Genomic DNA, 23,105 nt, shown 5'->3' on the forward strand with positions numbered 1-23,105 from the left:
GCATGACGCGGCGGACATGGGGTCTGCCGCATGACCATGCCAGGGGAAACCAGTATGTTCGTGTTGAAGAATGCCTGGAGATCGGTTGTACGCAATGCCGGGCGCAACATACTTATCGTCGTCATCGTCGCGGTGATCGCGGCCGCGGCCACTGTGGGGCTCGCCATCCGTAATGCGGCGCAGACCGCACGTGAGACGGGGTTGAGTTCGACCACCGTCACTGCGACCATCGATATGGACCGCGACAAGATGATGAGCGCGGCCCAGTCGTCGCAGTCCTCGTCGAGCGACGGCAAACCGGACAAGGACGCCATGCGCAAGGCGCTCGACCAAGGGTCGCTGACGCTTGCCGATTACAAGAAGTATGCCAAGGCCTCCAGCGTTCCGGTGACGACGTATTACACGGAAACCACGTCGGTGAACGGTACCGATAGTTTCCAGCCGGTGGAGACGTCCACCTCCAATAGCGAGAAGAACTCATCCTCGTCGAGCTCGTCGTCGAGTTCGACATCGGATTCCGGTTCCTCCGAGTCGCGCGGTGGCGAGGGCGGCCCGGATGGTCAGTCCGGGCAGAATGCCCAGGGCGGCCCTGGTGGCATGACTTCCGGTGATTTTTCGTTGATCGGCTTTTCTTCGGATGCCGCGGTATCCAATGCGGCCAATGGCAGCTTTACCATGGCCAGCGGCAAGGTGTTCGGCTATGGGGCCGATTCCGATGGCCAGGTCATTATTCCGCAGGCGCTCGCCAAGTTCAATGGGTTGAAGGTCGGTAGCACCATTACCGTCGAGGATCTGAGCGGCAGCGATACCACGTACAAGCTCACGGTTGTCGGCATCTATAAGAACAGCACCTCTACGGATACGGGGTCGCATGGTCCGATGGGCGGTACGTCTTCCGATCCCGACAATGCCATCTACACGTCCGTGAGCACGTTGAAGAAGCTCGGATTGTCCACGGAATCGTCGGCCGGGTCCGAGTCGTCGGATTCCAGCACGCAGACATCTGCTTCGCGCACGCAGCTGAGTTTCACCTATGTGCTGGGCAGCAAGAGCGATTATGAGACGTTTGCCGCTGATGTGAAGAAGGCGGGGCTTGATACGAATCATAAGGTTTCGTCCGCCGACGTGGAGAATTATGAGTCCAGTCTTGTGCCGCTTGATAATCTCGCCAAGTTCGCGCTGACGCTGTTGGTTATCGTGCTTGCGGTCGGGGCTGTGGTGCTTATTGTGATCAATCTGTTCAATATTCGTGAGCGCAAGTATGAGATCGGTGTGCTTACGGCGATCGGTATCACCAAGGTGAAGGTGGTGGCGCAGTTCGTGGTCGAGCTGCTGATCGTGACGATGGCGGGCATTGCGATTGGTGTGGCTGGTGGTGCGGCGGCGTCGGTGCCGGTGTCGAATCAGTTGTTGGCGCAGCAGGTGTCGAGTCAGGAGGCGCAGGCTTCCAGCCAGCAGGCGCAGTTCGGGCGTAGTGCTGATATGCCGGGGGTTCCGGGCCAGGGTGGTGATTCGGCCGGTGCGTCTGGTTCCGCGAATGATGCGGATCAGAACAGCCAGTCCGATAGCCAGTCGGGCAAGTCCGCTCAGGCTGATCAGAAGAATTCCGGCCAGTCCTCTCAGCGTGGCCCGCGCGGCTTTGGCAAGGCCGTCGACTATGTGAGCACGATCAATGCCACGGTCAATTTCAGGATCGTGGGCGAACTGGTGCTGATTGGCATCGCGTTGACGTTGGTTTCCGCATTGGCCGGTGTGGTGGCGATTGTCCGCTATGAGCCGTTGCAGATTCTTGCGGACCGTTCCTGAACGGGTTTTCCGAATAGATTGAAAGGACTTGATATGACCAGTGACCATGTTTCCGATGCGATTCTCGCGCTTGACCATGTCACCTATGCGTATACGAAGGGCGGCAAGAAGGTGGTCGATGGCTTGAGCCATGAGTTCCATGCGGGTAGTCTGACTGCGATCACGGGGCCGTCCGGTGCGGGCAAGACCACGGTGCTTTCGCTGCTGTCCGGCCTGACGCTGCCGACGGAGGGGCACGTGGTCTACGATGGCAGGGATTTGGCAACGCTGAACCGTTACCATTTCCGCAGCCATGATATCGGTGTGATTTTCCAGAGCTTCAATCTGCTGCCGGCGCTTACGGTGGAGGAGAACATCGTGCTGTCCATGGAGGCGTCCGGTATGCGGTTCGACCGCCCGAAGCATGAGATCGTGCTTGAGCTGCTTCACAAGGTGAGGCTGCCTGAGGAGTACGCCAAGGAACGTATTCTGCACTTGTCGGGTGGCGAGCAGCAGCGCGTCGCCATTGCGAGGGCGTTGAGCTATGAACCGAGGATCGTGCTGGCCGATGAGCCGACCGGCAATCTCGACATGGCCACGCAGGACGACATCATGGCGATTTTCCGGGTCCTCGCCCACGATGAGGGCAAGTGCGTGATCATTGTGACGCACAGCCCTGCCGTGGCGGAGCAGTCCGATGAGGTGTTCCAGCTAAAGCCGCTGCGCAGGCACGCCCGCAAGTAGCTTGCAGGCAGCTCAACGAATGGGGAAGCAGAGATGCCCATGTGATATGTGAGACCGTAGGCCTGGCTACTGAGCCGTGAAGCGGAGACAGTCTCTATAGAGCAATAGGGGGCTTGCATGATATGTGAGACCGTAGGCTTGGCCGAACGGCCTTGAGTGTGTCGAACATATCATGCAAGCCCCCGTCATATCGTCTGTGCCGCGAAGGCCGCGCAGCGGTGCCTTGAGTGTGTCGAACACGTCATGCGGAAGCCCCGTCATACCGGATATGTCTTGAGTGTGTCGAACCTGTCATGCAAGCCCCCGTCATGCCGCCTGTGCCATGCCAAGCCCAAGATATACGGAAACGCCCGCTGCAAGCATGCAACGGGCGTTTCCGCGGAAGATGATGATGAAAAAGAAAGGAGGGGGGAAGGGATCACTTGCCGGCGGCGGCGAGGTAATCCGGAATCTGCTCCGGGTACTCCGGCCATGCGCCGTTCTGGGTGCACACGAAGGCGGAGGTGTTCACGGCCTTGCGGTGTGCCTCGACCAGGGAGTCGCCCTGCAGGATGCGGGCCGCGAAGGTGCCGGAGAAGGAATCGCCTGCACCGACGGTATCGACCACTTCCACGCGGGCGGTGTCGACGGTGGAGGTTTCGCCCTTCTTGGAGATGATGGTGGAGTAGGCGGCGCCGGCGGTCAGGATCACGTAGTCGAGGTCGTACTTCTCCATGAACCAGTGGCATGCGTCTTCGCCGGAGGTGCCGCGGATGTCGAACATGTCGCGCAGGAGGAGCAGTTCTTCGTCGTTGATCTTGAACACGGTGGCGTAGCCGAGCAGTTCCTCGATGAGTTCCTTGGAGTAGTGGTCGCCACGCAGGTTGATGTCGAAGAACTTCATGGCACCCGGCTTGGTGTGCTTGAGCAGTTCGGTGATGGTGGCGTGGGATTCGGGGGAGCGCAGGGCCAGGGTGCCGTAGCAGACGGCGTCGGCCTGCTGCACGATGTCGATGAGCTGACGGGTGTAGAGGATGTGGTCCCAGGCGACGCCCTTGACGATGGTGTACTCCGGGATGCCGTTGCGCAGTTCGACTTCGACGGTGGAGGTGGGCCATGCGTTGCGCTGGATGACGGCATGGATGCCTGCCTTGGCGGTTTCGGCCAGCAGTTCGTCGCCGAGTTCGTCTTCGCCGACGGCGCTGATGGAGTAGCCTTCGGCGCCGTTCTTCATGGCGTGGTAGGCGAAGTTGACGGGTGCGCCGCCTGCGCGCTTGCCGGTGGGGAGCATGTCCCAGAGCAGTTCGCCGAGGGAGAGCACGATTGGCTTGGTCATGATGGGGTTCCTTTCGGTTGTGGGGTTTGGTTGCGTGTTGTTATTTCAGGTTGAAGAATTCTGAGGGGTGGTCGAGGAAGTAGCTGATGGCTACTGCCGCGGCTCCGAGCACTGCGGCGTCCGTCGGCATGGATGTGAGACGTATGGTGGTGGACTCGTAGATCTCGGGTATGGCTCGTTGCTTGACGGTTGTTTTGATTTGGTCGAGCAGTGGTTGGCCGGCTTCGGAGACGATGTCTCCGATGACGATGGTCTGCGGGTTGAAGGCGTTGAAGATGATGAGGCATCCGTAGCCGACGTAGGTGCCGATGGTGCGGATCATGGCGAGGGCGGCTTTGTTGCCGTTGCGGGCGAGGGCGAAGAGTGCTCTGCATGCTTCGGTGTGGCTCATGGAGGCGGCGTCTTTGACGATGGTGCCGTCGTCGATGAGCATTTGGTGGATGGCCGGGGTGGAGCAGTAGCGTTCGAGACAGCCGATGTTGCCGCAGTCGCAGGGTTTGCCGTTGACGTCGATGGAGACGTGGCCGATTTCGGTGGCGGTGCCGAGGGCGCCGTTGATGATGCGGCCGTCTTCGATGACACCCAGGCCTACGCCTTCGCCGACGAGGTAGTAGGCGAGGCTGGTGTTGCTGGTTTTGCTGTCTTGGTCGAAGAGGGAGTTGGCGAGTACGCCGGCGCGGGCGTCTTGTTCGATGAATACGGGGACGGTGAAGCTGTCGGCGAATTCGTCGATGAAGTTGATGTTGCGCCAGCCTTGCATGGAGGATACGACGGCGGTGTGGCCGTTTTTGCGCAGGTAGGGGCCGGGGACGGCCATGCCGATGGCTTTGATGGTGGGGTCTTCGTGCAGGAGCTGTTCGATGGTGTCGTGCACGGTGGCGATGGTTGTGCCGATGGTGTTGTTGGAGACGTAGGGGAGTGTGGTGAGGCTGGACTGGTTGCCGGCGAGGTCGAAGACGCCGATTTGGACCAGCGAGCGTGCGAATTTGACTCCGATGACGTGGAAACGTGTGGTGTCGAGTGTCAGGCCGATGGAGCGTCGGTTTTTGGCGCCGCCGAAGTCGCCGGTTTCTTCGATGATGTGCGCTTCGATGAGCTGTGCGGTGATTTTGGTGATGGCTGCGGGGGTGAGTCCGAGTGCTTTGGCGATTTGGGCGCGTGAGCTGATGCCGTTGTGGTAGAGGTGCTGCATGATGCGTGACCGGTTGGTTTCGGCGACTCCCGCCTGTGTGGTGGTGATGGCGTTGTTCATGTGACACCTCCTTGCGTCGTGTTGTGGCTCATCGTTGAATCTGAACGTGATTAAGATATTAACGCAGTTAATACAAAAGGGCAAAACGACATCCGCATGGCGTGTCGCAAGTGGTCGGGAAGGGCGGCGGGCCCCTGTTCGTTTCATTATGCGGACAGATGGTTCGAGCGGTGCAGATGCGTCAAACCGTTGCGGTGGTGGGGATTAGGTGCTCCATACCATCGTGGTGTTTCCCGGAAGTGAAATGGAGGGGAAACATAACGTCACTACGTTGACCAACATCTCATGCCATAACGAGGCGTGAGGAGATAGAGAGAGGTATTCCTCATGAATGCTAAGAAGATTATGGCTGCCGCCGTATCCGTGGCCGCCATCGCATCGCTTGCCGCATGCGGCGGTGTAAAGGACGATGCCACGGCAGGCAATGCCATCACCATCGGCACCACCGACAAGATCACCAGCCTTGATCCGGCAGGCTCCTACGACAACGGCTCCTACGCCGCGCAGATTCAGGTATTCCCGTTCCTGTACGCACAGGACTACAACACTTCCGAGCTGAGCGCCGATATCGCTGCCGACGACGGCACCTGGAACTCCGACGGCACCCAGTTCACCGTCAAGCTGAAGTCCGGCCTGAAATTCGCCAACGGCCACGACCTGACCTCCTCCGATGTGAAGTTCTCCTTCGACCGCGTCAAGAAGATCAACGACGAGAACGGTCCGTCATCGCTGCTCGCCAACATCACCGACGTCAAGGCCAAGGACGACACCACCGTGGTGTTCACCGATTCCGTGCCGTACGACGTCACCCTCAAGCAGGTGCTGTCCTCCCCGGCCGGCCCGATCGTCGATGAGGAGTCCTTCTCCGACAGCAAGCTGACCGACGCCGACACCATCGTCAAGGACAACGCCTTCGCCGGTCCGTACAAGCTGACCTCCTTCAAGCTCAACGAGGCCCTGGCCTATGCCAAGAACGACTTCTACAAGGGTCTGACCCCGGCCAAGAACGATGCCGTGCAGGTCAAGTACTATGCCGACGCGTCCAACCTGAAGATGGCCGTGCAGCAGGGGCAGATCGACGTGGCCTACCGCTCCCTGACCCCGACCGACATCTCCGACCTGTCCAAGGATAAGAAGGTCAAGGTCGTCACCGGCCCGGGCGGCGAAGAGCGCTTCCTCACCTTCAACTTCAGGATCCAGCCCTACGGCGAGAAGACCAGCGAGCCGAACGCAGCCAAGGCCAAGGCCGTGCGCCAGGCCGTCGCCAACCTCATCGACCGCGACGAGCTGGCCTCCAAGGTCTACAAGAACACCTACACCCCGATGTACTCCTTCATCCCGGACGGCCTGACCTCCCACTCCGACACCCTGAAGAGCGCCTATGGCGACGGCAACGGCAAGCCCAGCACCGACAAGGCCAAGAAGGTGCTCTCCGACGCCGGCGTGAAGACCCCGGTCGACCTCAAGCTGCAGTACAACCCGGATCACTACGGCTCCAGCTCCGCCGACGAGTACGCCGCCATCAAGTCCCAGCTGGAATCCAGCGGCCTGTTCAAGGTCGATCTGCAGTCCACCGAATGGACCCAGTTCAACAAGGACCGTGTGGTCACCGAGGATTCCGACGGCTCCTACCCGGTCTACCAGCTCGGCTGGTTCCCGGACTACTCCGACCCGGACAACTATCTGTCCCCGTTCTTCCGTGACGGCAACTTCGTCAACAACGGCTACTCCAACAAGGAGATCAACGATCTGATCGTCAAGCAGGCCGGCGAGAAGGACGAGTCCGTCCGCGAGAACCTCCTGAAGGAGATTCAGGAGAAGGAAACCGACGACCTGTCCACCATCCCGCTGCTGCAGGGTGCGCAGACCGCCGTGACCGGCACCAGCGTGAAGGGCGTTGTGCTCGACGCATCCTTCCGCTTCCGCTACGCCTCCATCACCAAGTGATCGAACGGCTTCGCCCGGCCAAGCCGGGCGAAGCCATATTCCAAGCGGATGCCGTGGCGTCCCCGCAGGGTTCTGCGCCACAGCCCGCTGCCAGCGAAGCGAATGCTGGGAGACGAACAGCCTCTGCCCGTCTCCCAGCATTGTCGTAATCGCATCAACACATCGCACAATCCAATATTGGCCCTACATAAAGGAGCTTGAGCGTGTCAGCTACAGCAGCTCCGGCAACCGCCGACCAGGCAGGCAAGCCGAAAGAAGCCAAAAAGAACCGATTGTCAGGCGGATTCTTCCGTTTCGTCCTGACCAGGTTCCTGCTTATCATCCCAACCGTTTTCATTCTCGTCACCGTGGTGTTCTTCGTGATGCGCGCCACCGGCGACCCCATCTCCGCCGCGCTCGGCGGCCGACTCACCCCGCAGGAGCTGCAGGCGCGCATTCACGCGGCCGGCTACGACAAGCCGCTTATCGTGCAATACTTCGAGTATCTGGGCAATCTGCTGCACGGCGATCTCGGCACCACCATGACCGACAACCAGCCGGTCGTCTCCATTCTGGCGCGCTATGGCTCCGCCACCTTCGAACTGGCGTTCCTGGCGCTTATCGTGGCGCTTGTCGTCGGCATCGGGCTGGGTCGAGTCGCCGCCCGCAGGCGCGACCATGCCGCCGACGCCGGCATCCGTACCTTCGCCATCCTGTGCTACGCCACCCCGGTGTTCTTCCTTGGCCTGATCTTGAAGCTCATCTTCGCCATCTGGCTTAATGTGCTGCCCGCCTCCGGTCGTTCCTCGCTGGCCACCGAGATGCAGTTCTCCCGACTGGTTTCTCCCACGGGCTTCTACATCATCGATGCGCTGCAGCTCGGCGACATGAACGTGCTCGCCGACGTGCTGCGCCACGCGGTACTGCCGGCCCTGGCCCTGGGCCTGCTGACCGCAGGCGTGTTCATCCGCTTGGTACGCACCAACGTGATTTCCACCTTCAACTCCGGGTATGTGGAGGCCGCGCGTTCCCGCGGCGTGTCCGAACGCCGTCTGCTCGGCAAGCACGCATGGCGTCCGGCGCTCATCCCGATCATCACCGTGATGGGCATGCAGATCGCCATGATGCTCGCGGGCGCGGTGCTCACGGAGACCACCTTCGAATGGAAGGGTCTGGGCTTCATGCTGTCCCAGTACCTGAAGGCGCGTGACTTCGTGGCCGTGCAGGGCATCGTGATCCTCATTGCCATCATCGTGGCCGTCGTCAACTTCATCGTCGACGTGATCGCCGCGCTTATCGACCCGAGAGTGAGGTACTGACATGGCCAAGGCAAACGCTTCCAGAACCGCCATTTCCAATGACGAACGTCTCGGGAATCTCCGGCTGCGCAGAAAGTCGGCCTGGGCGAAGCTGCCGATCGTCAAGCAGCTGCGTGTCGCGGTCGGCTGGCAGAAGGGCATGCTCGTCACCGGTCTGGTGCTGTGCGCGTTCTTCCTGATCGTCGCGCTGTTCGCGCCGGCCATCGCGCCGTACGGCCATGCGCAGATCAAGGACGCCAGCGGCTCGTTCCCCGCGCAGGCGGCACCTTCCGCCAAGCACATCTGGGGCACCACGGCAGGCGGCTTCGACGTGTTCAGCCGCGTGGTGTGGGGCACCCGTACGGCCATCATCGCCATCATCGTGGCGGTGCTGCTGTCCATCTTCGCCGGCGTGCTGCTCGGCCTGGTGTCCGGCTATTTCGGTGGTTGGGTGGATCGCGTGCTGGTGATGATCGCCGACGCCATCTACTCCTTCCCGTCGCTGTTGCTCGCCATCCTCATGGCCATCATGATCTCCCACGGCCAGTCCGGCCTGTGGAGCGGCATCCTCGCCTCGGGCATCTCCATCACCGTGGTCTACATCCCGCAGTACTTCCGTACGATCCGCGCCGAAGTGATCCGCATCAAGGAATCCGCATACATCGAATCCGCCCGCGTGGTTGGTGCCTCCACCTGGCGCATCATGACCAAGCACCTGTTCAAGAACTCCACGCGAACACTGCCGGTCATCCTGACGCTGAACTCCTCCGAGGCCATCCTGACCCTTGCAGGCCTGGGTTTCCTGGGATTCGGCATCGAGCCGACCGCGGCCGCCGAATGGGGCTATGACCTCAACCGTTCCGTGTCCGACGTGACCGCCGGCATCTGGTGGACCGCCGTGTTCCCCGGCCTGGCCATCGTGCTCGTCGTGCTCGGCATCACGCTGGTCGGCGAATCGCTCAACGATCTTGCCGATCCGCGTCTGCGCGCACGCAAGTCCGCGGGCGAGGTCGTCGGTTCGATCGAAGACACGTCCGTCGACGAGAAGGAAGGCACCTCCGCACGCAACGAGGTCATCGCCGAACTGGACGCGGCCGGCAACCCGATCGCGGCAAAGCCGGTGGCGACCGTCACCGACTATGACGAGGCGTTCCGTGCTTCGGAATGGACCGGCGAAGGCGATACCGGCAACAGGGGAGAGGAGTGAACGCCATGACACAACAGGCGCAACACACGCAGCACAATGCCCAGCAGGGCGATCTCGCCAATATCAAGGACCTGTCGGTCTCCTTCATGACGGATGCCGGCTCGATCAAGGCAGTCGAGGATGTGAACTTCACCATTCCGCGCAAGACCGTGGTCGGCGTGGTCGGCGAATCCGGTTCCGGCAAATCCGTGACCGCGCGTTCCATCATCAAGCTGCTGCCCGAAACCGCCACCACCTCCGGCGCGATATACCTGTCGAACCGTGAGGATACCGGCACGCTCGACGTGCTGTCGCTGTCCGGAGAGCAGCTGCGCACGATGCGCGGTAGCCAGGCGGCCATGGTATTCCAGGAGCCGAACTCGGTGCTCAATCCGGTGTATACCATCGGCTGGCAGATCGAGGAAGGCCTGCGCGCCCACGGTATGAAGGACAAGAAGGAGCTTCGCGCTAAGGCCATCGACATTCTGAAGAAGGTCGGCATCCCGGATGCCGAAACCCGTGTGGACTATTATCCGCATCAGTTCTCCGGCGGTCAGAAGCAGCGCATCGTCATCGCCATGGCGCTGGTGCTGAACCCCGGTCTGATCCTGGCCGATGAGCCGACCACCGCGCTGGACGTGACGGTCCAGGCCGAAATCCTCGACCTGCTGCGTCTGGCACGCGACGAATTCGGCGCATCGGTGCTCATCATCACCCACAACATGGGCGTGGTCGCCGACATCGCCGACGAGGTCGTGGTGATGTACCGCGGCCACGTGGTCGAGCAAGGGCCCGTGGAACAGATCTTCTACAAGCCGCAGCACGAGTACACGCAGCGTCTGTTGGCCGCCGTGCCGCGCATCGGGCAGCATCTCGTGGTGCGGGACCGCAAAGGCGATCCGATCGAACGCAAAACCGACTGGCATGACGAACCGCTCGCCGTCAAGGCGCGGAATCTGAGCATCACCTACCCCGGCCACCTTATGCAGCCCGACTTCAAGGCTGTGGACGGCATCGACTTCGAGATCCACCGTTCCGAAGTGCTCGGCCTGGTGGGCGAATCCGGTTCCGGCAAGTCGACCACGGGCCGTGCCATCGCCGGCCTGCAGAAGGTCACCGGCGGTTCGCTCAACGTGCTCGGCGTGGAGATGAACGGCGTGAAGGAGCGCGATTTCAAGGCCAAACGCGCCGACATCGGATTCGTGTTCCAGGACCCGGGATCCTCGTTCGACCCGCTGATGACCATCGCCGAGAACGTGGCGGAACCTCTGCTGGTGCACCACAAGTTCGGTTCCGTGGCCGAGGCGAAGAACTATGTGGGCGATCTGCTGGAAATGGTGCAGCTGCCGCGCGTGTACATGGATCGTTACCCGCACGAGCTGTCCGGCGGTCAGCGTCAGCGCGCCTCCCTGGCGCGTGGATTGGCGTTGAAGCCGAGCCTGCTCATCGCCGACGAGCCGACATCCGCATTGGACGTGTCCGTGCAGGCCAAGGTGCTTGAGCTGTTCAAGAAGCTGCAGGCCGAGATCGGTTTCGCGTGTCTGTTCATTACGCATGATCTGGCCGTGGTGGATATGCTTGCCGATCGCATCATGGTGATGCACAAGGGCAAGATCGTGGAGCATGACGATGCGGACGACATCATCGAACGCCCGCAGAACCCCTACACGCAGAAGCTCCTGGCGTCGCTGCCGCTGCCCGATCCGGTCAAGCAGCGTGAGCATCGCGCCCGTCTGCGCGAACTGCTCGCAGCCCAGCAGTGAGTGGGAAGCCTTCCTAAACAAGCAAAAACGCGTGGTACGCAGGAATCAATCCTGCGTACCACGCGTTTTTTCGTGCGTGCCTCGCACCGTCGAGGGGTGCACTACATGGCGGAATCTAACGGATCGTTCCGCGGAAGGCGAACTGTGCGTGCGCGTCTCCTGCGGCCTTATGCGCAAGGTATTCGCGCACGTAGCCCATGCGTTCCACCGTGCTGGCGGCCAGGGGATCGGGCAGCGCGTCGGGGGAGAACCAGCCCACGCTCAGGCTTTCGTCATCGCCCACGAACGGTTCCGTGTTGCCATTCGGGTCTGGGCGGCAGACGAACAGGTGATCCATGTACATGGTGTTGTCGCCGTTCGCATAGGTGGTGATCTTGCGCGACGACTTAACCGACACCAGATCGGTGACGATCACGTCGACGCCGGTCTCCTCCTTGACCTCACGGGCCACGGTGTCCGCCGGCTCCTCGCCGGGCTCGTTGATGCCGTACACCATGGCCCATTCGCCGGTATCGGAGCGGCGTCCCAGCAGCACGCGGCCCTGGTCGTCCTCCACATAGCCGGAAACGCCCATGAGCCACAGGAGATCGTGGTCGATCTTCTTACGTAAATCAAGGATGAACTGCGGCGTGGTCATGATGCGATCCTCTCCAGTCCACGATCCTTCGCAGCGAAGCTGCTCACTTCGCCTACGTACAGCCCACAAGGCTGTACGCGTGACGGCTCAGCGTGGTCGATCTTCTTACGTAGGTCGAGGATGAACTGCGGCGTGGTCATGTCAGGCCTTGCGTCCCTTGGCGGCCATATCGGCCATCCATTCCTCCACATCGTCGATCTGCTTCGGAATGCCGGCGGACAGCCATTCCGGACCATTCTCGGTCATGAGCACGTCGTCCTCGATGCGGATGCCGATGCCACGGTACTCCGGCGGGATGAGCAGATCGTCCGCACGGAAGTACAGGCCGGGCTCGATGGTGAAGATCATGCCCGGACGGATCTCGGCACCCTGATACGACTCGAAACGAGCCTGCGCGCAATCATGCACGTCCAGACCCAGATGATGGGCCACGCCGCAGGCGAGCCAACGACGATGCTGCTGGCCTTCGGGGGAGAGGGACTCCTCCACGCTCACCGGCAGCAGACCCCACTCGTGCAGACGCTCGGCGATCACGCGCATGCAGGCGTGATGGATGTCGCTGTACGTGGCACCCACCTTCGCCGCCTCGAAACCGGCCTGTTGCGAATCGAGCACGGCCTGGTACAGACGCTTCTGCAGGTCGGTGAACTTGCCGTTCGTCGGGAACGTACGGGTGATGTCGGCGGTGTACAGGGAATCGACCTCGACGCCGGCATCCACCAGCAGCAGGTCGCCGTTCCGCACCACGCCGGTATTGCGCATCCAATGCAGGATCGGGGCGTGCGGGCCGGAGGCGACGATCGAATCGTATCCGACCGTATTGCCCAGCTCGCGGGACACGGAATTGAACGCGCCCTCCAGAATGCGTTCGCTGCGTGGCTTGTCAAGCGCCTGGGGCAGCGTGGACAGCAGGCGGTCGAAGCCGGCCTTGGTGGCGCTGATGGTCTTGCGCATCTCGCCCACCTCATAGGAGTCCTTGCACATGCGTGCCTCGGAAGTGAACTCGCGCAGCTTGTCGTCGTCGGCGGCATTGCGGTCGGGATCGGCGAAACCGTTGGCCTTGCGCACCTCGTTCACCAGCTCGGTGATCTGCGGATCGGTCTCGCTCACGACGCGCACGCGCACGGCGCCCGCCTCCGTGCCGACATCCTTGCTCAGCGCATCGGCCAGCTGCGCGATATCGTGCGTCTCGATGCCGGTCATCGCCTGCATCTCGACCAGGCCGGCACGCGGGCCCACCCAGTATTCGCCGTAATGCGCGTTCATGAAGAAGTCGGCGGTGGAATTGTCGGCACGCGGAGCCACGAACAGTTCCGGCACATGCGTCTGGCCGGCCTTCGCCTCGGGCGAATCCGGGTCGACGGGATTGAGCACCAGCACGGCGCCCGCCTCATAGTCGGTTCCCAGACCCGTGTAATACGCGAACGTGCTGTCCGGGCGGAACATGTAATCGCAGTCGTTGTTGCGCACCTTCGGCTGGCCGGCCGGAATCACCAGACGCTCGCCGGCGAAGGCCTTGCCGAGCGTCGCGCGGCGGGCCGGGGTGAACTTGGAGGATTCCAGCGGCTCGATATCCGGGTTCTCATCGGCCCAGCCGGACTTCATGAACTCGCGGAACGCGTCGGAATTCGGGCGCAGCGAACGGTTGTTCACACGATCGCTCATGGCCTGATCGTCGCCCGGCGCGGCGGCACGCTCCTGCGCCTCGTATTCCTTGTCCTTCTCGGTGATCACTTCACCCATACTCGCTCCTTGGTCATCCTTGGAATTGTGATGTTGTGTGGTTGCACCACGCGGTTTGGTATCCAACGGCCCGCGCGGCACGCTACCGTCCCATCGTAGTCCACCGGCCGCGGGCATACGCGGTGTTTTTCGGGCGAGCCGGACGAGCCGCGGGCACCGGTCTGCGTTCGGCCCGGAACGAAACGACCACCGCCTCGTGAAGTGCAATAGAATATGAGAGGTTTGTACGTATTGAGAGGAAGTTATGTCTTTCGAGCATCCGAACAGAAACAGCGAATCCATCCACGACGTGGAACGCGAGATCATGAGCCGCCCGCCGGAGCACAACACCACCAACCTCGACCTTGACCGCATGAATCTCATGCTCGACGTGCTGGGTCACCCGGAGCAGTCCTTCCGTGTGATTCACGTCACCGGCACCAACGGCAAGGGTTCCACGGCCCGCATGGCCGAGGCCATCTGCCGCGCATACGGCCTGCGCACCGGCCTGTACACGTCGCCGCACCTGGAGAAGGTGAACGAGCGCATCGCCATCGACGGCCAGGAACTGAGCGATGACGACTTCATCGACGCATGGGACCAGATCAAGGACTATGTGGCGCTGGTGGACGCCAAGATGGAGGAGCAGGGCAAGCCGCGCATGAGCTTCTTCGAAGTGCTCACCGCCATGGCGATCTGGAAGTTCGCGGACGCCCCGGTCGATGTCGCGGTGGTGGAGGTCGGCATGGGCGGCGCATGGGACGCCACGAACGTGCTGGACGCCGACGCGGCGATCATCGGACCGATTGACATGGATCATATGAAGTGGCTGGGAGACACTGTCGAGCAGATCGCCGAGGAGAAGGTCGGCATCATCAAGCCCGGTTGCACCGCGGTGATCGGACGGCAGCCGCATGAGGACGATGTCATGCCGATCATTGAGGAGGCCGCGGAACGCAACCACGCCACGTTGGTGCGCGACGGCTACGAGATGGAGGTCACCGAACGCGTGCCCGCCGTCGGCGGTCAGGTCGCCACGCTGAGTACGCCGCTGGGCACCTACACCGAAGTGCCCATCGCCAAATTCGGCGAGCATCAGGCGCATAACGCGCTCGCCGCGCTCGCCGCCTGTGAGGCGGTGATTCCCACGTCCGGCGCGCTGGACGGCGACCTGGTGGCCGAGGCGCTGAGCGGCGTGAAGATTCCGGGGCGCATCGAGCAGATCCGCACCTCGCCGACCATCATCCTCGATGGCGGGCATAACATCAATGCCGCGGAATCCCTGCGCGCGGCCCTTGAGGAGAACTACAACTTCGAGCAGCTGGTCGGCGTGGTGGCCATGATGGCCGACAAGCAGGTCGAACAGTATCTCGGCATCCTCGAACCGGTGCTCAGCCAGATCGTGGTGACCGAGAACTCGTGGCGCGATCGCGTGATGCCGGCCGACGAGCTGGAGAAGATCGCCATCGACGTGTTCGGTGCCGACCGCGTGATCAAGGAGCCGAACCTGCCGGACGCCATCCAGACCGCCGTCAACCTGGTGGACGCCGACGACGAGCTGGGCGTGGGCTACGGCCATGGCGTGCTCATCTGCGGCAGCTTCGTCACCGCCGGCGACGCGCGCGCCATGCTGAAGGAACATGCAAGCCCCGTCATGAAGAAGGCCATGAGCATCCATCAGGCCACAGTGGAGCCGGACGATCGTGCCGATACTGACGCTGATGCCGATGCCGCTGATGAGGGCGTGGGATCCGAGGAGACCGCCGAAGAGTGATAGACAATAGCGACAGACAGTAGGCAGTCGGTCCATAGATGTGAATAAACGAGGGCCGGGTGTGAACAGTGGTATTTCACCGTTCACACCCGGCCCTCGTTCCATGCGGAGTAGTCGCAGCGCATGCGATTCAGACGATCAGCCGCGCAGCGCCTTGGCCCGTTCCACGGTCACGTCCACCAGCACGGCCTGCGCGTCGATGACAGGCAGCTGGGGGAGCGGGAACGCCTCGTTGAGCACGCTGAGCTCGGTGCATCCGAGGATCAGCGCGTCGCAGGCGCACGGTCCGGCCGGATCGAGCATGTCACGCAGCACAGATTCGTACCGGTTGAGATTCAGCTCGCCGGTGCCCTTCACATCGTCATAGATCAGCGAGGTGATGCGATCCTGCAGGGCGTCGTCCGGTTCCACGAACGTGTATCCCGCCTCCTCCACGGCACGCTTGTACACGCCGGAGGCACGCGAACCCACCGTGCCCAGGAAACCGACGCGTGTGGCGCGCCCGGCCGGGTACAGCTGCTCAAGACGCTTGACGGCCTCGCGCGGCATATGCAGGATCGGCACATCGGTGAGCGCCTGGAAACGGTCATAGAAATAATGCGCGGTGTTGCAGGTCAGCACGATGAAGCTCGCGCCCATCGCGGTGGCCTTCTCGATGTCGTCCGCGATCACGGGGAACGGGTCGTCCTCCGATTCGCCGACGATGAACGCGGTGCGGTCGGGAACGGACGCGTCGTTGAACACCACGTAATCCAGGTATTCCTGGTCGTTGTGCGCGTGCGTGGCGGCGTTGACCAGACGGATATAGCTTTCCGTGGCCAGCGAGCCCATGCCGCCGAGAACGGCGAAGAACGGTCGTTTCACTTCAGTTCGCCCTTCTTGGTGAAATACTTGGCGTAGCTCTTCTTGTAGATGGAGAACATGTGTCGGATCATGGCCCAACGCAGCGGGTTCATGTCCTTGGAATACTCGAGCGTGGTGCCCCAGTCGCCGGAGGCGAGCATCCTGCGGCCGGCCTCCTTGTCCGGGCCCTCGGCCACGTAATCCAGGAAGATAGACTTCGGGATCTCCAGCCACAGCTTGGAACCGCGGCCGAACAGCGTGTTCCCGTCGAACGGGGTGTCCTCGACCAGATCGTCGACGAAGTACTTGGCCAGATTGAACCCGTTCAACGTCACGAAGTAGCTGGAACGGCCCTGGCGCAGATTGATCTCGAACAGCTTGTACTCGCCGTCGCGCTCATCGTACTTCATGTCGAAGTTCGCGACGCCCTCGTAGCCGATGTCCTCAAGGAACGCCTTGATACGGCGGAACACGTCCTCGTTGTAGTCGGGCAGGATGGCCGCGTAATTGCCGGCGGCCACGGGGGAGGGGTCCTCAAGCAGCGGGTGGCCGAGGAACATCATGCGCACGCGGTGATGCTGGTCCACATACGCATTGAGCACGCGCATACGCGAATCGTCGCCGGGGATGAAGTCCTGGATCACCATCTCCGAGGTGTAGCCGGCCGCATAGGCGCGCTTGATGATCGTCTCCAGCTGCGCGGGATCGTCGAAGATATAGGCCTTGCGGCGGCCTTCGAAGTCGATGTTCAGCCATTCCACGGAGTTGGCGGGCTTCATGGCCACCGGGTAGCTGAACGGCAGATTGCGGTATTCGCCGGCCTTGACCTCATCGGCGGTGACGGTCTTCGTCTTCGGATGCGGCAGGTCGTACTGTTCGCAGATCTGGTAGAACGTGGACTTGTACGCCAAGCGGCGCGACAGGTTGATATCCAGCGTGTTGTAGACGAAGTACTTGCGCAGATCGTCGCCGCACTGGCTGAGCAGGTTCGCGTACACGTCGCCGCAGGGGATGAGCAGCAGCACACGGTCGGGATCCTCGGCCTTCATACGCTTGCCCAGATCGAGCATGAAATCGCGGAAGGTCACGAAATTGTTGAAATCGTCGACGATATGCACGTTGACGATCTTGCTGAACTTCGTCGGGCTCAGCTGGAAATACGCGTAGGCGTCGGAGACGATGCCGTACTCCTCGTGGAACGCCCTGGCCATGCCGTAGACGTTGATGTCGCTGCCAAGCAGAATCGGTTGGAATCTTGTCATGAATGTCACCTTACCCATGTTCGTGCCCATGTTCTTCGCTGTGCTCATGCCGTGCGGCCGGCCGGATCGATGCCCAGCACCCGGCGCACCACGGCACCGTCGCCCTCATACGGCACGGGCTTGCCGTTGATGATGTTACGCGTCTCATCGCCCTTGCCGATGACCAACACGATATTGAGACGATCATCATGCTCGCGGGCGTCGGCGATGGCCTTGGCGATGGCGTCCTCGCGCGGGATGACGATCTGCGTGCTCGCCTTGGGATCGGTCACATACGACTGCATCTGCCGCGCGATATCGGCCGGATCCTCGAAATTGGGGTCGTCGAGCGTGAAGACGAACGATTCCACGCGCCCCAGCGCGCCCTTGACAATACCTTCGCGCCGGTCGATCGCCTTGCCGCCCGTCGTGCCGGACACCAGCGTGATGCGCGGGTCGCGCTCGCCGTAGACGCGTTCGACCTCATCGACCAGCGATTTGACGGAAATGTAGTTGTGCGCGAAATCGACGTAGACCAGCAGATCGTCCCCGCCCCTGAACCGTTCCATACGGCCGGGCACCTGCACGCGCAGCATGGCGCGCATGGCCGGGCTGCCTGCCGGAACGCCGGCCCTGCATGCGATGGCGATGGCGGCGGCCGCGTTGACGATATTGAACTCGCCGGTCATTTCCAGCGCCATGGGCTCCAGCGTGACGCTGCGCTCGCCGTCGGCGATGGTGGCGATGAACCCTTCCTTGTTGTTCGGGTCGAGGCGCGTGACGACCTGTGCCTCGCCGTCCATGCCGAATTCGGTGACCTCGACGCCGGCTGCCGCGGCATCCTCGATCAGCAGGTCATGATGGTCGCACGCGGCACCGAGCACGAGCGTGCGGCAGTTGGCGATGATCTGGCGCTTGCAGTGGAAGTAGTCCTCGAACGTGGGGTGCTCGATGGGGCTGATGTGATCGGGGGAGATGTTGAGGAATGCTGCCACGTCGAAGGTGAGGCCGTACACGCGGCTGACCTTGTAGGCCTGGGAGCTGACCTCCATGACCAGGTGGGTCATGCCGTTATCCACGGCCTGGCGCATCATGCGGAACGCGTCGAGCGATTCGGGGGTGGTGAGCTTGGACGGCAGCATGGTGTGCCCGTCGAGGCACAGGCTGACCGAGGAGAACAGCGCACACTTGCCATGCGAATACTCGTTGAGAATGGCGTGGGCGAGGAACGCGGTGGTGGTCTTGCCTTTGGTGCCGGTGATGCCCACCATGGTCAGCTTGTTCTGCGGCATCCCATAGAACGCGGCGGACAGCAGGCTCATGGCCTTGTGCACGTCGCTGACGATGATGCCGATGGCCCGCGTACGGTCGGAATGATCCTCCTCGGCCACGTAGGCGTACAGGCCCTTGGCATCGATGCCGTCGAGGAATTCCGTCTTGAACCGTCCCTTGATGAACAGCAGCGAACCCTGCCCGACCTTGCGGGTGTCGTAGGTGATGGCGGGGATGGGTGTGTTCGCTCCGGGCAGATTCGCCGCGTCAAGGGTCCAATGGTCGGGCGTGATGATCTCGCGGAGCAGGTGATGCCGCTTGAGCAGCTCGACCGCGCTGGACAAGGTGAACGATACGTTCGTGAATGCCATGGGGGAATCGCTTCGACTTTCGTTCGGGAACAGAATCCCCACCATCGTACCCCAGTGGTTATTGCAACAGTCGCTCCACTACACAATCATCACCTTCGTAGGGCACATGCTTGTTGAGGTCCTTGATCCAACGCTCATGACCCTTGCCGATCACCAGCACCACATCGGTGCGCTCCGTATCGGCCTGCGCCTCATCCAGCGCCGAGGTGATGGCCTGCGTGCGGTCGATGATCGTGCTCACGGCGACATCCGTATTGGTCACATGCCCGGCCATATCGCGGCAGATATCCTCGTACGGCTCGGTATCGGTGTCCTCCGCGGTGAACACGAACCGGCTGATGCGGTCCTGCGCGGCCTTGACGATGCCTTCGCGCCGGTCGATCGCCTTGTTGCCCGCGGAACCGGCGACCAGCGTGATGCGCGGATTGCGCTCGCCGTAGCGGACGGCCACATAATCGAGCAGCTTGACCACGGAATCGTAGTTGTGCGCGTAATCGACGATGGCGACGGTGTTGGTGCGGCCGTTGCGGTACTGCATCATGCGGCCCGGCACCTTCGTGTGCGTCAGGGCGTGCATAGCCTCGGCGTCGGCGGGAACACCGGCCGCATGGGCGATGGCGACGGCCGCCAGGGCGTTCTTGTAGTTGAAGTCGCCGTCGAGATCGAGGCTGAATTCGCCAAGGTCGGTGCCGTTGACCTGCAGACGGTATGCGCGGTGCGTCTCGTCCGCCGGCCATGCGCAGGTCGCGGGGCGCTCGCCCTGCACGGGGGAATCGAACACGCTGAACTCGCTGACCGGCACTTGGTGCGCCGCCGCGTCCTCGCGCAGCAGTCCGATGTGCCTGCACTCCGAGCCGAGCACGAGCGTGCGGCAGTTGGCGATGATCTGGCGCTTGCAATACAGATAGTCCTCAAGCGTGGGGTGCTCGATGGGGCTGATGTGATCGGGGGAGATGTTGAGGAATGCTGCCACGTCGAAGGTGAGGCCGTACACGCGGCTGACCTTGTAGGCCTGGGAGCTGACCTCCATGACCAGGTGGGTCATGCCGTTATCCACGGCCTCGCGCATCATGCGGAACGCGTCGAGCGATTCGGGGGTGGTCAGATCGGATTCGGTGTAGGTGTGTCCGTCAAGGCAGTTGTCCACCGAGGAGAACAACGCGCAGCGTCCGTTGCCGTATGCGTTGAGGATGGCCTGGGTGAAGTACGCGGTGGTGGTCTTGCCCTTGGTGCCGGTGATGCCCACCACGGTCAGCTCGCGTTCGGGGTGATCGTAGAAGGCCGCGGCGAGCAGGCTCAGGGCCTTGCGCGCGTCGTTGACGATCAGGCCCGGTTTGCCGGTATGGGAGGACAGGTCGGTCTCCGCCACATAGGCGGCGAGCCCGCGTTCCTCGGTACCGTCGAGGAATTCCGGCTTGAAACGTCCCTTGCACACCAGCAGCGTACCGGGAACGATGGTGCGCGTGTCGTAGGTGATCGCGGCGAAAGGGGAGTCGGCGTTATCGAGATGTGCGGCGTCGCGATACCAGTCGTCGCCGTGGATGATTTCCCTCAGCAAATTATGCTCTGAGAGAAGAGCTGCGGCGGAATTGAGCGACAGAGTCATGCGGGGTCCTTTCCCAAGTCTTTTTCCGCCCTTTATTGTGACGGCGAAACCTGACAAAAAACTGGGGATTACAATGGAATCCGTGACGAATAATGACGGCGAAACTCTGACGCAGAAGCGTGAACGCTTCGAGCGGCTCGCCATGCCCGCAGTCAACGCGCTGTACCGTCAGGCGATGAAACTGACCAATAACCCCGACGACGCGCAGGATCTGGTGCAAGACACGTTTGAGAAAGGCTTCAAGGCCTTCGACTCCTTTACCCCCGGCACGAACTTCGAAGCATGGATGACCACCATCGAACGCAACGCCTTCTTCAACCAGTACGCCAAGGCCAAGCGTCGCCCGCAACGCGCCAACGACTCGTCCGGCGAATACGACGACTGGGACATCTACTCCGCATCCGAGCACACCTCAGACGGGCTCAAATCCGCGGAGGAGGAGTATCTGGACGCCTTCGCCCCGGAGGAGATCATGGCGGCGCTCGCGAAACTGTCCCCCGAACGCAGGCAGGTGTTCATCGACGCAGCGATCGACGGCAAATCATACAGCCAGGTGGCCAAGGAACAGGGGGTGAAAATCGGTACGGTGATGAGCCGACTGAACCGTGCGCGCACCCAGCTCAAGCACGAGCTGGCGTCCTACGCCGAGGCTCGTGGCTATCTTGCTGGCAAGAGGCCGGCCGCAGTCGGTTCACTATCCGCAAAGACCAGTGACAAACCCAGCACAGGCAACGATAATACGAAGAAATAGGAGAGAGAACTATCATGTGTTGTTGTTGTGATTCACCTCAGCAGAGCGATGGCCGCGACAGCCAAGGCGGCAGACGCGCTCCCGTCATCGAACGGCATATCTCCATCACCCGCGCTGGTGCGGATGGTGTGGTGAGCCATACGGAAGTGCATATCACCACCGGCAGTGCGGAGTACTTCGACCCCATGGCCTGCTGCGGCGCGCACGAACGCGCGATGATCGCCGCGTTGCGCAGCTACCTTCGGCCCGAAACCGCGCCCGCCTGCCTGATGGCCCGATTGAAGGCCACGCTCGACCATTGCTGCGAGGAGGAGAGCGAGTGACGGCGGTTTCGCCGCGATCGAGGGATGCGACACGTGGCGGCTGCGTGATCTGAACGGCGAATGAAACGAAACCCTCCCGAACCGGAAGATTCGGGAGGGTTTCTACGTCTATTCGACAGGATCAGGCGTTCGGGCGCTTGCCGTGGTTGGCGGCCTTCTTACGACGATCCTTGCGCTTACGTCCACGCATGCCCATGATTGGACTCCTTTTCAGTAATAAAAATAAGCCTTAGGCATTATGCCATGACCGGAAGACCTTGGCAAATGCCCGTTTCATTATCCAGCCGGGTTGCGACCGAAAGCAATCGGAATCGGTCGCAACCCGGCCGGATGATTCCGACGCTCAGGCCAGTCGTGCGCCGAGGAAGATCTCGGTGGTGCTGGTCTCGCCGGGCTTGATGGTGATGAGCTCGTTGCCGGTGTTGAAGGCGTTCGCATAGGCGGTCTGCGGTTCCACGGCGGTGCCGGCCGGGTGCTTTTCGGCGGGGAAGCCGGTGCCGGTGCACACCTGGAAGGATGTGATCGTCTCGTCGCCGCCAACGGTGATGGTCAGGCCGTCCGGGCGGGTGAAGGTGGCGGTGGTCTTGCCGTCCGCATCATGCTCCACATCGGTCCAGGCGTCGTCGAACGGCTGGTTGGTCAGCAGGGTCGGCTTGCGCAGATCGTACTTGGTGCCGTCCACCGGCTCGGTGCCGGTCGGGATGAGGTTCTCGTTGACGGTGACATGCGTCTTGGCCGGCACCTGCAGGGTGCACTGCGCGTTATGGCCGTCAATCTCGTCGCCGTAGCCGTTGAAGCCGTTGTCCAGCCACGGGTGGAGCGCCACGGCCCACGGGGCGTCGATGTCGCCGTTGTTGGTTGCGCTGATGGTGACCGTCATGCCATTCTCGGTGAGCTCGTGCGTCGCCGTCACAGTGACGTCGAAGGGGTAGCCCAGCAGGTACGGCACACGCCAGGACTGGGTGACGGAGGTCTCGGTGAGCGCTTCGAGCTTCCAGAACGAGCGATAGCCGTAGCCGTGGATGGCGTTGTTGCGCTCATGCTCGTCGATGGGCAGCTCGTAGGTGACGCCTTCGAAGGTGTAGGTGCCGGCCTCGATGCGGTTCGGGAACGGGATCAGCATCTGCCCCTGGCAGCAGGTGACGGGATCATCGGGGCCGAGCGGGACGATGACATTGCGCCCACGGTAGGTGAGTTCGCGCAGCGTTCCGCCGAGTTCGGTGACGACGGCCTTCCAGTCGCCGCAGGCGATCGAGTACTGCTGACCGGTACGAGGGGAAAGGTTCTTTGCCATTA

20 protein-coding genes are annotated in these 23,105 nt (G+C 62.0%); 9 read left to right on the forward strand and 11 right to left on the reverse strand.

The annotated features are described in order from the left end of the window. Positions 1-54: 54 nt before the first annotated feature. Both G1C98_RS02955 and G1C98_RS02960 read left to right on the forward strand, forming a co-directional pair. Positions 55-1,806, forward strand: a complete 1,752-nt coding sequence (locus tag G1C98_RS02955) for an ABC transporter permease (RefSeq protein WP_169079046.1) — start codon at positions 55-57, stop codon at positions 1,804-1,806. A gap of 33 nt (positions 1,807-1,839) precedes the next feature. Further along, a complete protein-coding gene (locus G1C98_RS02960) occupies positions 1,840-2,529 on the forward strand; it encodes an ABC transporter ATP-binding protein (protein ID WP_169079048.1) in 690 nt (229 codons plus the stop codon). 418 nt (positions 2,530-2,947) lie between these two features. Here G1C98_RS02960 and G1C98_RS02965 read toward each other — a convergent pair whose 3' ends face one another. Together G1C98_RS02965 and G1C98_RS02970 are read right to left on the reverse strand one after the other, a co-directional pair. Further along, positions 2,948-3,844, reverse strand: coding sequence for a carbohydrate kinase family protein (locus tag G1C98_RS02965; protein WP_169079050.1), 897 nt, complete (start codon positions 3,842-3,844; stop codon positions 2,948-2,950). Between the two features lie 40 nt (positions 3,845-3,884). Next, positions 3,885-5,096, reverse strand: a complete 1,212-nt coding sequence (locus tag G1C98_RS02970; protein WP_169079052.1) for an ROK family transcriptional regulator — start codon at positions 5,094-5,096, stop codon at positions 3,885-3,887. A 327-nt stretch (positions 5,097-5,423) separates the two neighbouring features. On the opposite strand from G1C98_RS02970, the gene G1C98_RS02975 reads away from it, so the two are divergent. The 4 genes from G1C98_RS02975 to G1C98_RS02990 all read left to right on the forward strand — a co-directional run bounded on the left by G1C98_RS02975 (position 5,424) and on the right by G1C98_RS02990 (position 11,269). Then, positions 5,424-7,043 (forward strand): ABC transporter substrate-binding protein, encoded by a 1,620-nt coding sequence (locus tag G1C98_RS02975; RefSeq protein ID WP_169079054.1) that lies wholly within the window; start codon positions 5,424-5,426, stop codon positions 7,041-7,043. A gap of 203 nt (positions 7,044-7,246) precedes the next feature. After that, on the forward strand, positions 7,247-8,341 hold the full coding sequence (locus G1C98_RS02980; RefSeq protein WP_169079056.1) for an ABC transporter permease: 1,095 nt from the start codon (positions 7,247-7,249) through the stop codon (positions 8,339-8,341). Between the two features lies 1 nt (position 8,342). After that, positions 8,343-9,527, forward strand: coding sequence for an ABC transporter permease (locus tag G1C98_RS02985; RefSeq protein WP_169079058.1), 1,185 nt, complete (start codon positions 8,343-8,345; stop codon positions 9,525-9,527). A gap of 5 nt (positions 9,528-9,532) precedes the next feature. Continuing rightward, a complete protein-coding gene (locus G1C98_RS02990) occupies positions 9,533-11,269 on the forward strand; it encodes a dipeptide ABC transporter ATP-binding protein (RefSeq protein WP_169079060.1) in 1,737 nt (578 codons plus the stop codon). A gap of 115 nt (positions 11,270-11,384) precedes the next feature. Here the strand turns inward: G1C98_RS02990 and G1C98_RS02995 are convergent, their stop codons facing one another. Genes G1C98_RS02995 through G1C98_RS03005 form a run of 3 tightly spaced genes read right to left on the reverse strand, consistent with a single transcriptional unit; the run spans position 11,385 to position 13,649 of the window. Continuing rightward, positions 11,385-11,906 carry an NUDIX hydrolase gene (locus tag G1C98_RS02995; protein ID WP_169079062.1) on the reverse strand — a complete coding sequence of 174 codons (522 nt, stop codon included), beginning with the start codon at positions 11,904-11,906 and terminating at the stop codon, positions 11,385-11,387. Beyond that, complete coding sequence (locus G1C98_RS03000) at positions 11,903-12,046, reverse strand: hypothetical protein (protein ID WP_169079064.1); 144 nt, start codon at positions 12,044-12,046, stop codon at positions 11,903-11,905. The genes G1C98_RS02995 and G1C98_RS03000 overlap by 4 nt, the downstream gene beginning before the upstream one ends. Position 12,047: 1 nt before the next feature. Then, positions 12,048-13,649, reverse strand: coding sequence for an aminopeptidase P family protein (locus G1C98_RS03005; protein ID WP_169079066.1), 1,602 nt, complete (start codon positions 13,647-13,649; stop codon positions 12,048-12,050). Between the two features lie 244 nt (positions 13,650-13,893). On the opposite strand from G1C98_RS03005, the gene G1C98_RS03010 reads away from it, so the two are divergent. Beyond that, entirely contained in the window at positions 13,894-15,402 is a 1,509-nt protein-coding gene (locus tag G1C98_RS03010) for a bifunctional folylpolyglutamate synthase/dihydrofolate synthase (protein ID WP_169079068.1), read from the forward strand. 138 nt (positions 15,403-15,540) lie between these two features. On the opposite strand, the gene G1C98_RS03015 is transcribed toward G1C98_RS03010, so the two are convergent. From G1C98_RS03015 to G1C98_RS03030, 4 genes are read right to left on the reverse strand one after another with little or no spacing between them, the layout of a single operon-like run. Next, complete coding sequence (locus G1C98_RS03015) at positions 15,541-16,266, reverse strand: aspartate/glutamate racemase family protein (protein ID WP_169079070.1); 726 nt, start codon at positions 16,264-16,266, stop codon at positions 15,541-15,543. Further along, positions 16,263-17,507, reverse strand: coding sequence for a carboxylate--amine ligase (locus G1C98_RS03020; protein WP_169079072.1), 1,245 nt, complete (start codon positions 17,505-17,507; stop codon positions 16,263-16,265). The genes G1C98_RS03015 and G1C98_RS03020 overlap by 4 nt, the downstream gene beginning before the upstream one ends. 44 nt (positions 17,508-17,551) lie before the next feature. Further along, positions 17,552-19,129, reverse strand: coding sequence for a UDP-N-acetylmuramoyl-L-alanyl-D-glutamate--2,6-diaminopimelate ligase (locus G1C98_RS03025; RefSeq protein ID WP_169079074.1), 1,578 nt, complete (start codon positions 19,127-19,129; stop codon positions 17,552-17,554). Positions 19,130-19,187: 58 nt separating this feature from the next. Beyond that, complete coding sequence (locus G1C98_RS03030) at positions 19,188-20,735, reverse strand: UDP-N-acetylmuramoyl-L-alanyl-D-glutamate--2,6-diaminopimelate ligase (RefSeq protein WP_169079076.1); 1,548 nt, start codon at positions 20,733-20,735, stop codon at positions 19,188-19,190. 73 nt (positions 20,736-20,808) lie between these two features. Here G1C98_RS03030 and G1C98_RS03035 point away from each other — a divergent pair, with 73 nt between their 5' ends. Together G1C98_RS03035 and G1C98_RS03040 are read left to right on the forward strand one after the other, a co-directional pair. Continuing rightward, complete coding sequence (locus G1C98_RS03035) at positions 20,809-21,486, forward strand: sigma-70 family RNA polymerase sigma factor (RefSeq protein ID WP_169079078.1); 678 nt, start codon at positions 20,809-20,811, stop codon at positions 21,484-21,486. A 14-nt stretch (positions 21,487-21,500) separates the two neighbouring features. Then, positions 21,501-21,809, forward strand: coding sequence for a hypothetical protein (locus G1C98_RS03040; RefSeq protein WP_205831868.1), 309 nt, complete (start codon positions 21,501-21,503; stop codon positions 21,807-21,809). 121 nt (positions 21,810-21,930) lie between these two features. On the opposite strand, the gene G1C98_RS09495 is transcribed toward G1C98_RS03040, so the two are convergent. Together G1C98_RS09495 and G1C98_RS03045 are read right to left on the reverse strand one after the other, a co-directional pair. Then, on the reverse strand, positions 21,931-22,005 hold the full coding sequence (locus tag G1C98_RS09495; protein WP_003817083.1) for a 50S ribosomal protein bL37: 75 nt from the start codon (positions 22,003-22,005) through the stop codon (positions 21,931-21,933). 147 nt (positions 22,006-22,152) lie between these two features. Next, the gene (locus G1C98_RS03045; RefSeq protein WP_205831849.1) at positions 22,153-23,103 is read right to left on the reverse strand and encodes an aldose 1-epimerase family protein; all 951 of its coding nucleotides are present in this window, start codon (positions 23,101-23,103) and stop codon (positions 22,153-22,155) included. Positions 23,104-23,105 lie beyond the last annotated feature (2 nt).

The organism is Bifidobacterium erythrocebi (genome assembly GCF_012932675.1).
GTDB lineage: Bacteria > Actinomycetota > Actinomycetes > Actinomycetales > Bifidobacteriaceae > Bifidobacterium > Bifidobacterium erythrocebi.

Bases quoted from the DNA above. Each gene is read 5' to 3' on its own strand.
- G1C98_RS02955 (WP_169079046.1), top strand. From the start codon at position 55: ATGTTCGTGTTGAAGAATGCCTGGAGATCGGTTGTACGCAATGCCGGG.
- G1C98_RS02960 (WP_169079048.1), top strand. From the start codon at position 1,840: ATGACCAGTGACCATGTTTCCGATGCGATTCTCGCGCTTGACCATGTC.
- G1C98_RS02965 (WP_169079050.1), bottom strand. From the start codon at position 3,844: ATGACCAAGCCAATCGTGCTCTCCCTCGGCGAACTGCTCTGGGACATG.
- G1C98_RS02970 (WP_169079052.1), bottom strand. From the start codon at position 5,096: ATGAACAACGCCATCACCACCACACAGGCGGGAGTCGCCGAAACCAAC.
- G1C98_RS02975 (WP_169079054.1), top strand. From the start codon at position 5,424: ATGAATGCTAAGAAGATTATGGCTGCCGCCGTATCCGTGGCCGCCATC.
- G1C98_RS02985 (WP_169079058.1), top strand. From the start codon at position 8,343: ATGGCCAAGGCAAACGCTTCCAGAACCGCCATTTCCAATGACGAACGT.
- G1C98_RS02990 (WP_169079060.1), top strand. From the start codon at position 9,533: ATGACACAACAGGCGCAACACACGCAGCACAATGCCCAGCAGGGCGAT.
- G1C98_RS02995 (WP_169079062.1), bottom strand. From the start codon at position 11,906: ATGACCACGCCGCAGTTCATCCTTGATTTACGTAAGAAGATCGACCAC.
- G1C98_RS03000 (WP_169079064.1), bottom strand. From the start codon at position 12,046: ATGACCACGCCGCAGTTCATCCTCGACCTACGTAAGAAGATCGACCAC.
- G1C98_RS03005 (WP_169079066.1), bottom strand. From the start codon at position 13,649: ATGGGTGAAGTGATCACCGAGAAGGACAAGGAATACGAGGCGCAGGAG.
- G1C98_RS03010 (WP_169079068.1), top strand. From the start codon at position 13,894: ATGTCTTTCGAGCATCCGAACAGAAACAGCGAATCCATCCACGACGTG.
- G1C98_RS03020 (WP_169079072.1), bottom strand. From the start codon at position 17,507: ATGACAAGATTCCAACCGATTCTGCTTGGCAGCGACATCAACGTCTAC.
- G1C98_RS03025 (WP_169079074.1), bottom strand. From the start codon at position 19,129: ATGGCATTCACGAACGTATCGTTCACCTTGTCCAGCGCGGTCGAGCTG.
- G1C98_RS03030 (WP_169079076.1), bottom strand. From the start codon at position 20,735: ATGACTCTGTCGCTCAATTCCGCCGCAGCTCTTCTCTCAGAGCATAAT.
- G1C98_RS03035 (WP_169079078.1), top strand. From the start codon at position 20,809: ATGGAATCCGTGACGAATAATGACGGCGAAACTCTGACGCAGAAGCGT.
- G1C98_RS03040 (WP_205831868.1), top strand. From the start codon at position 21,501: ATGTGTTGTTGTTGTGATTCACCTCAGCAGAGCGATGGCCGCGACAGC.
- G1C98_RS03045 (WP_205831849.1), bottom strand. From the start codon at position 23,103: ATGGCAAAGAACCTTTCCCCTCGTACCGGTCAGCAGTACTCGATCGCC.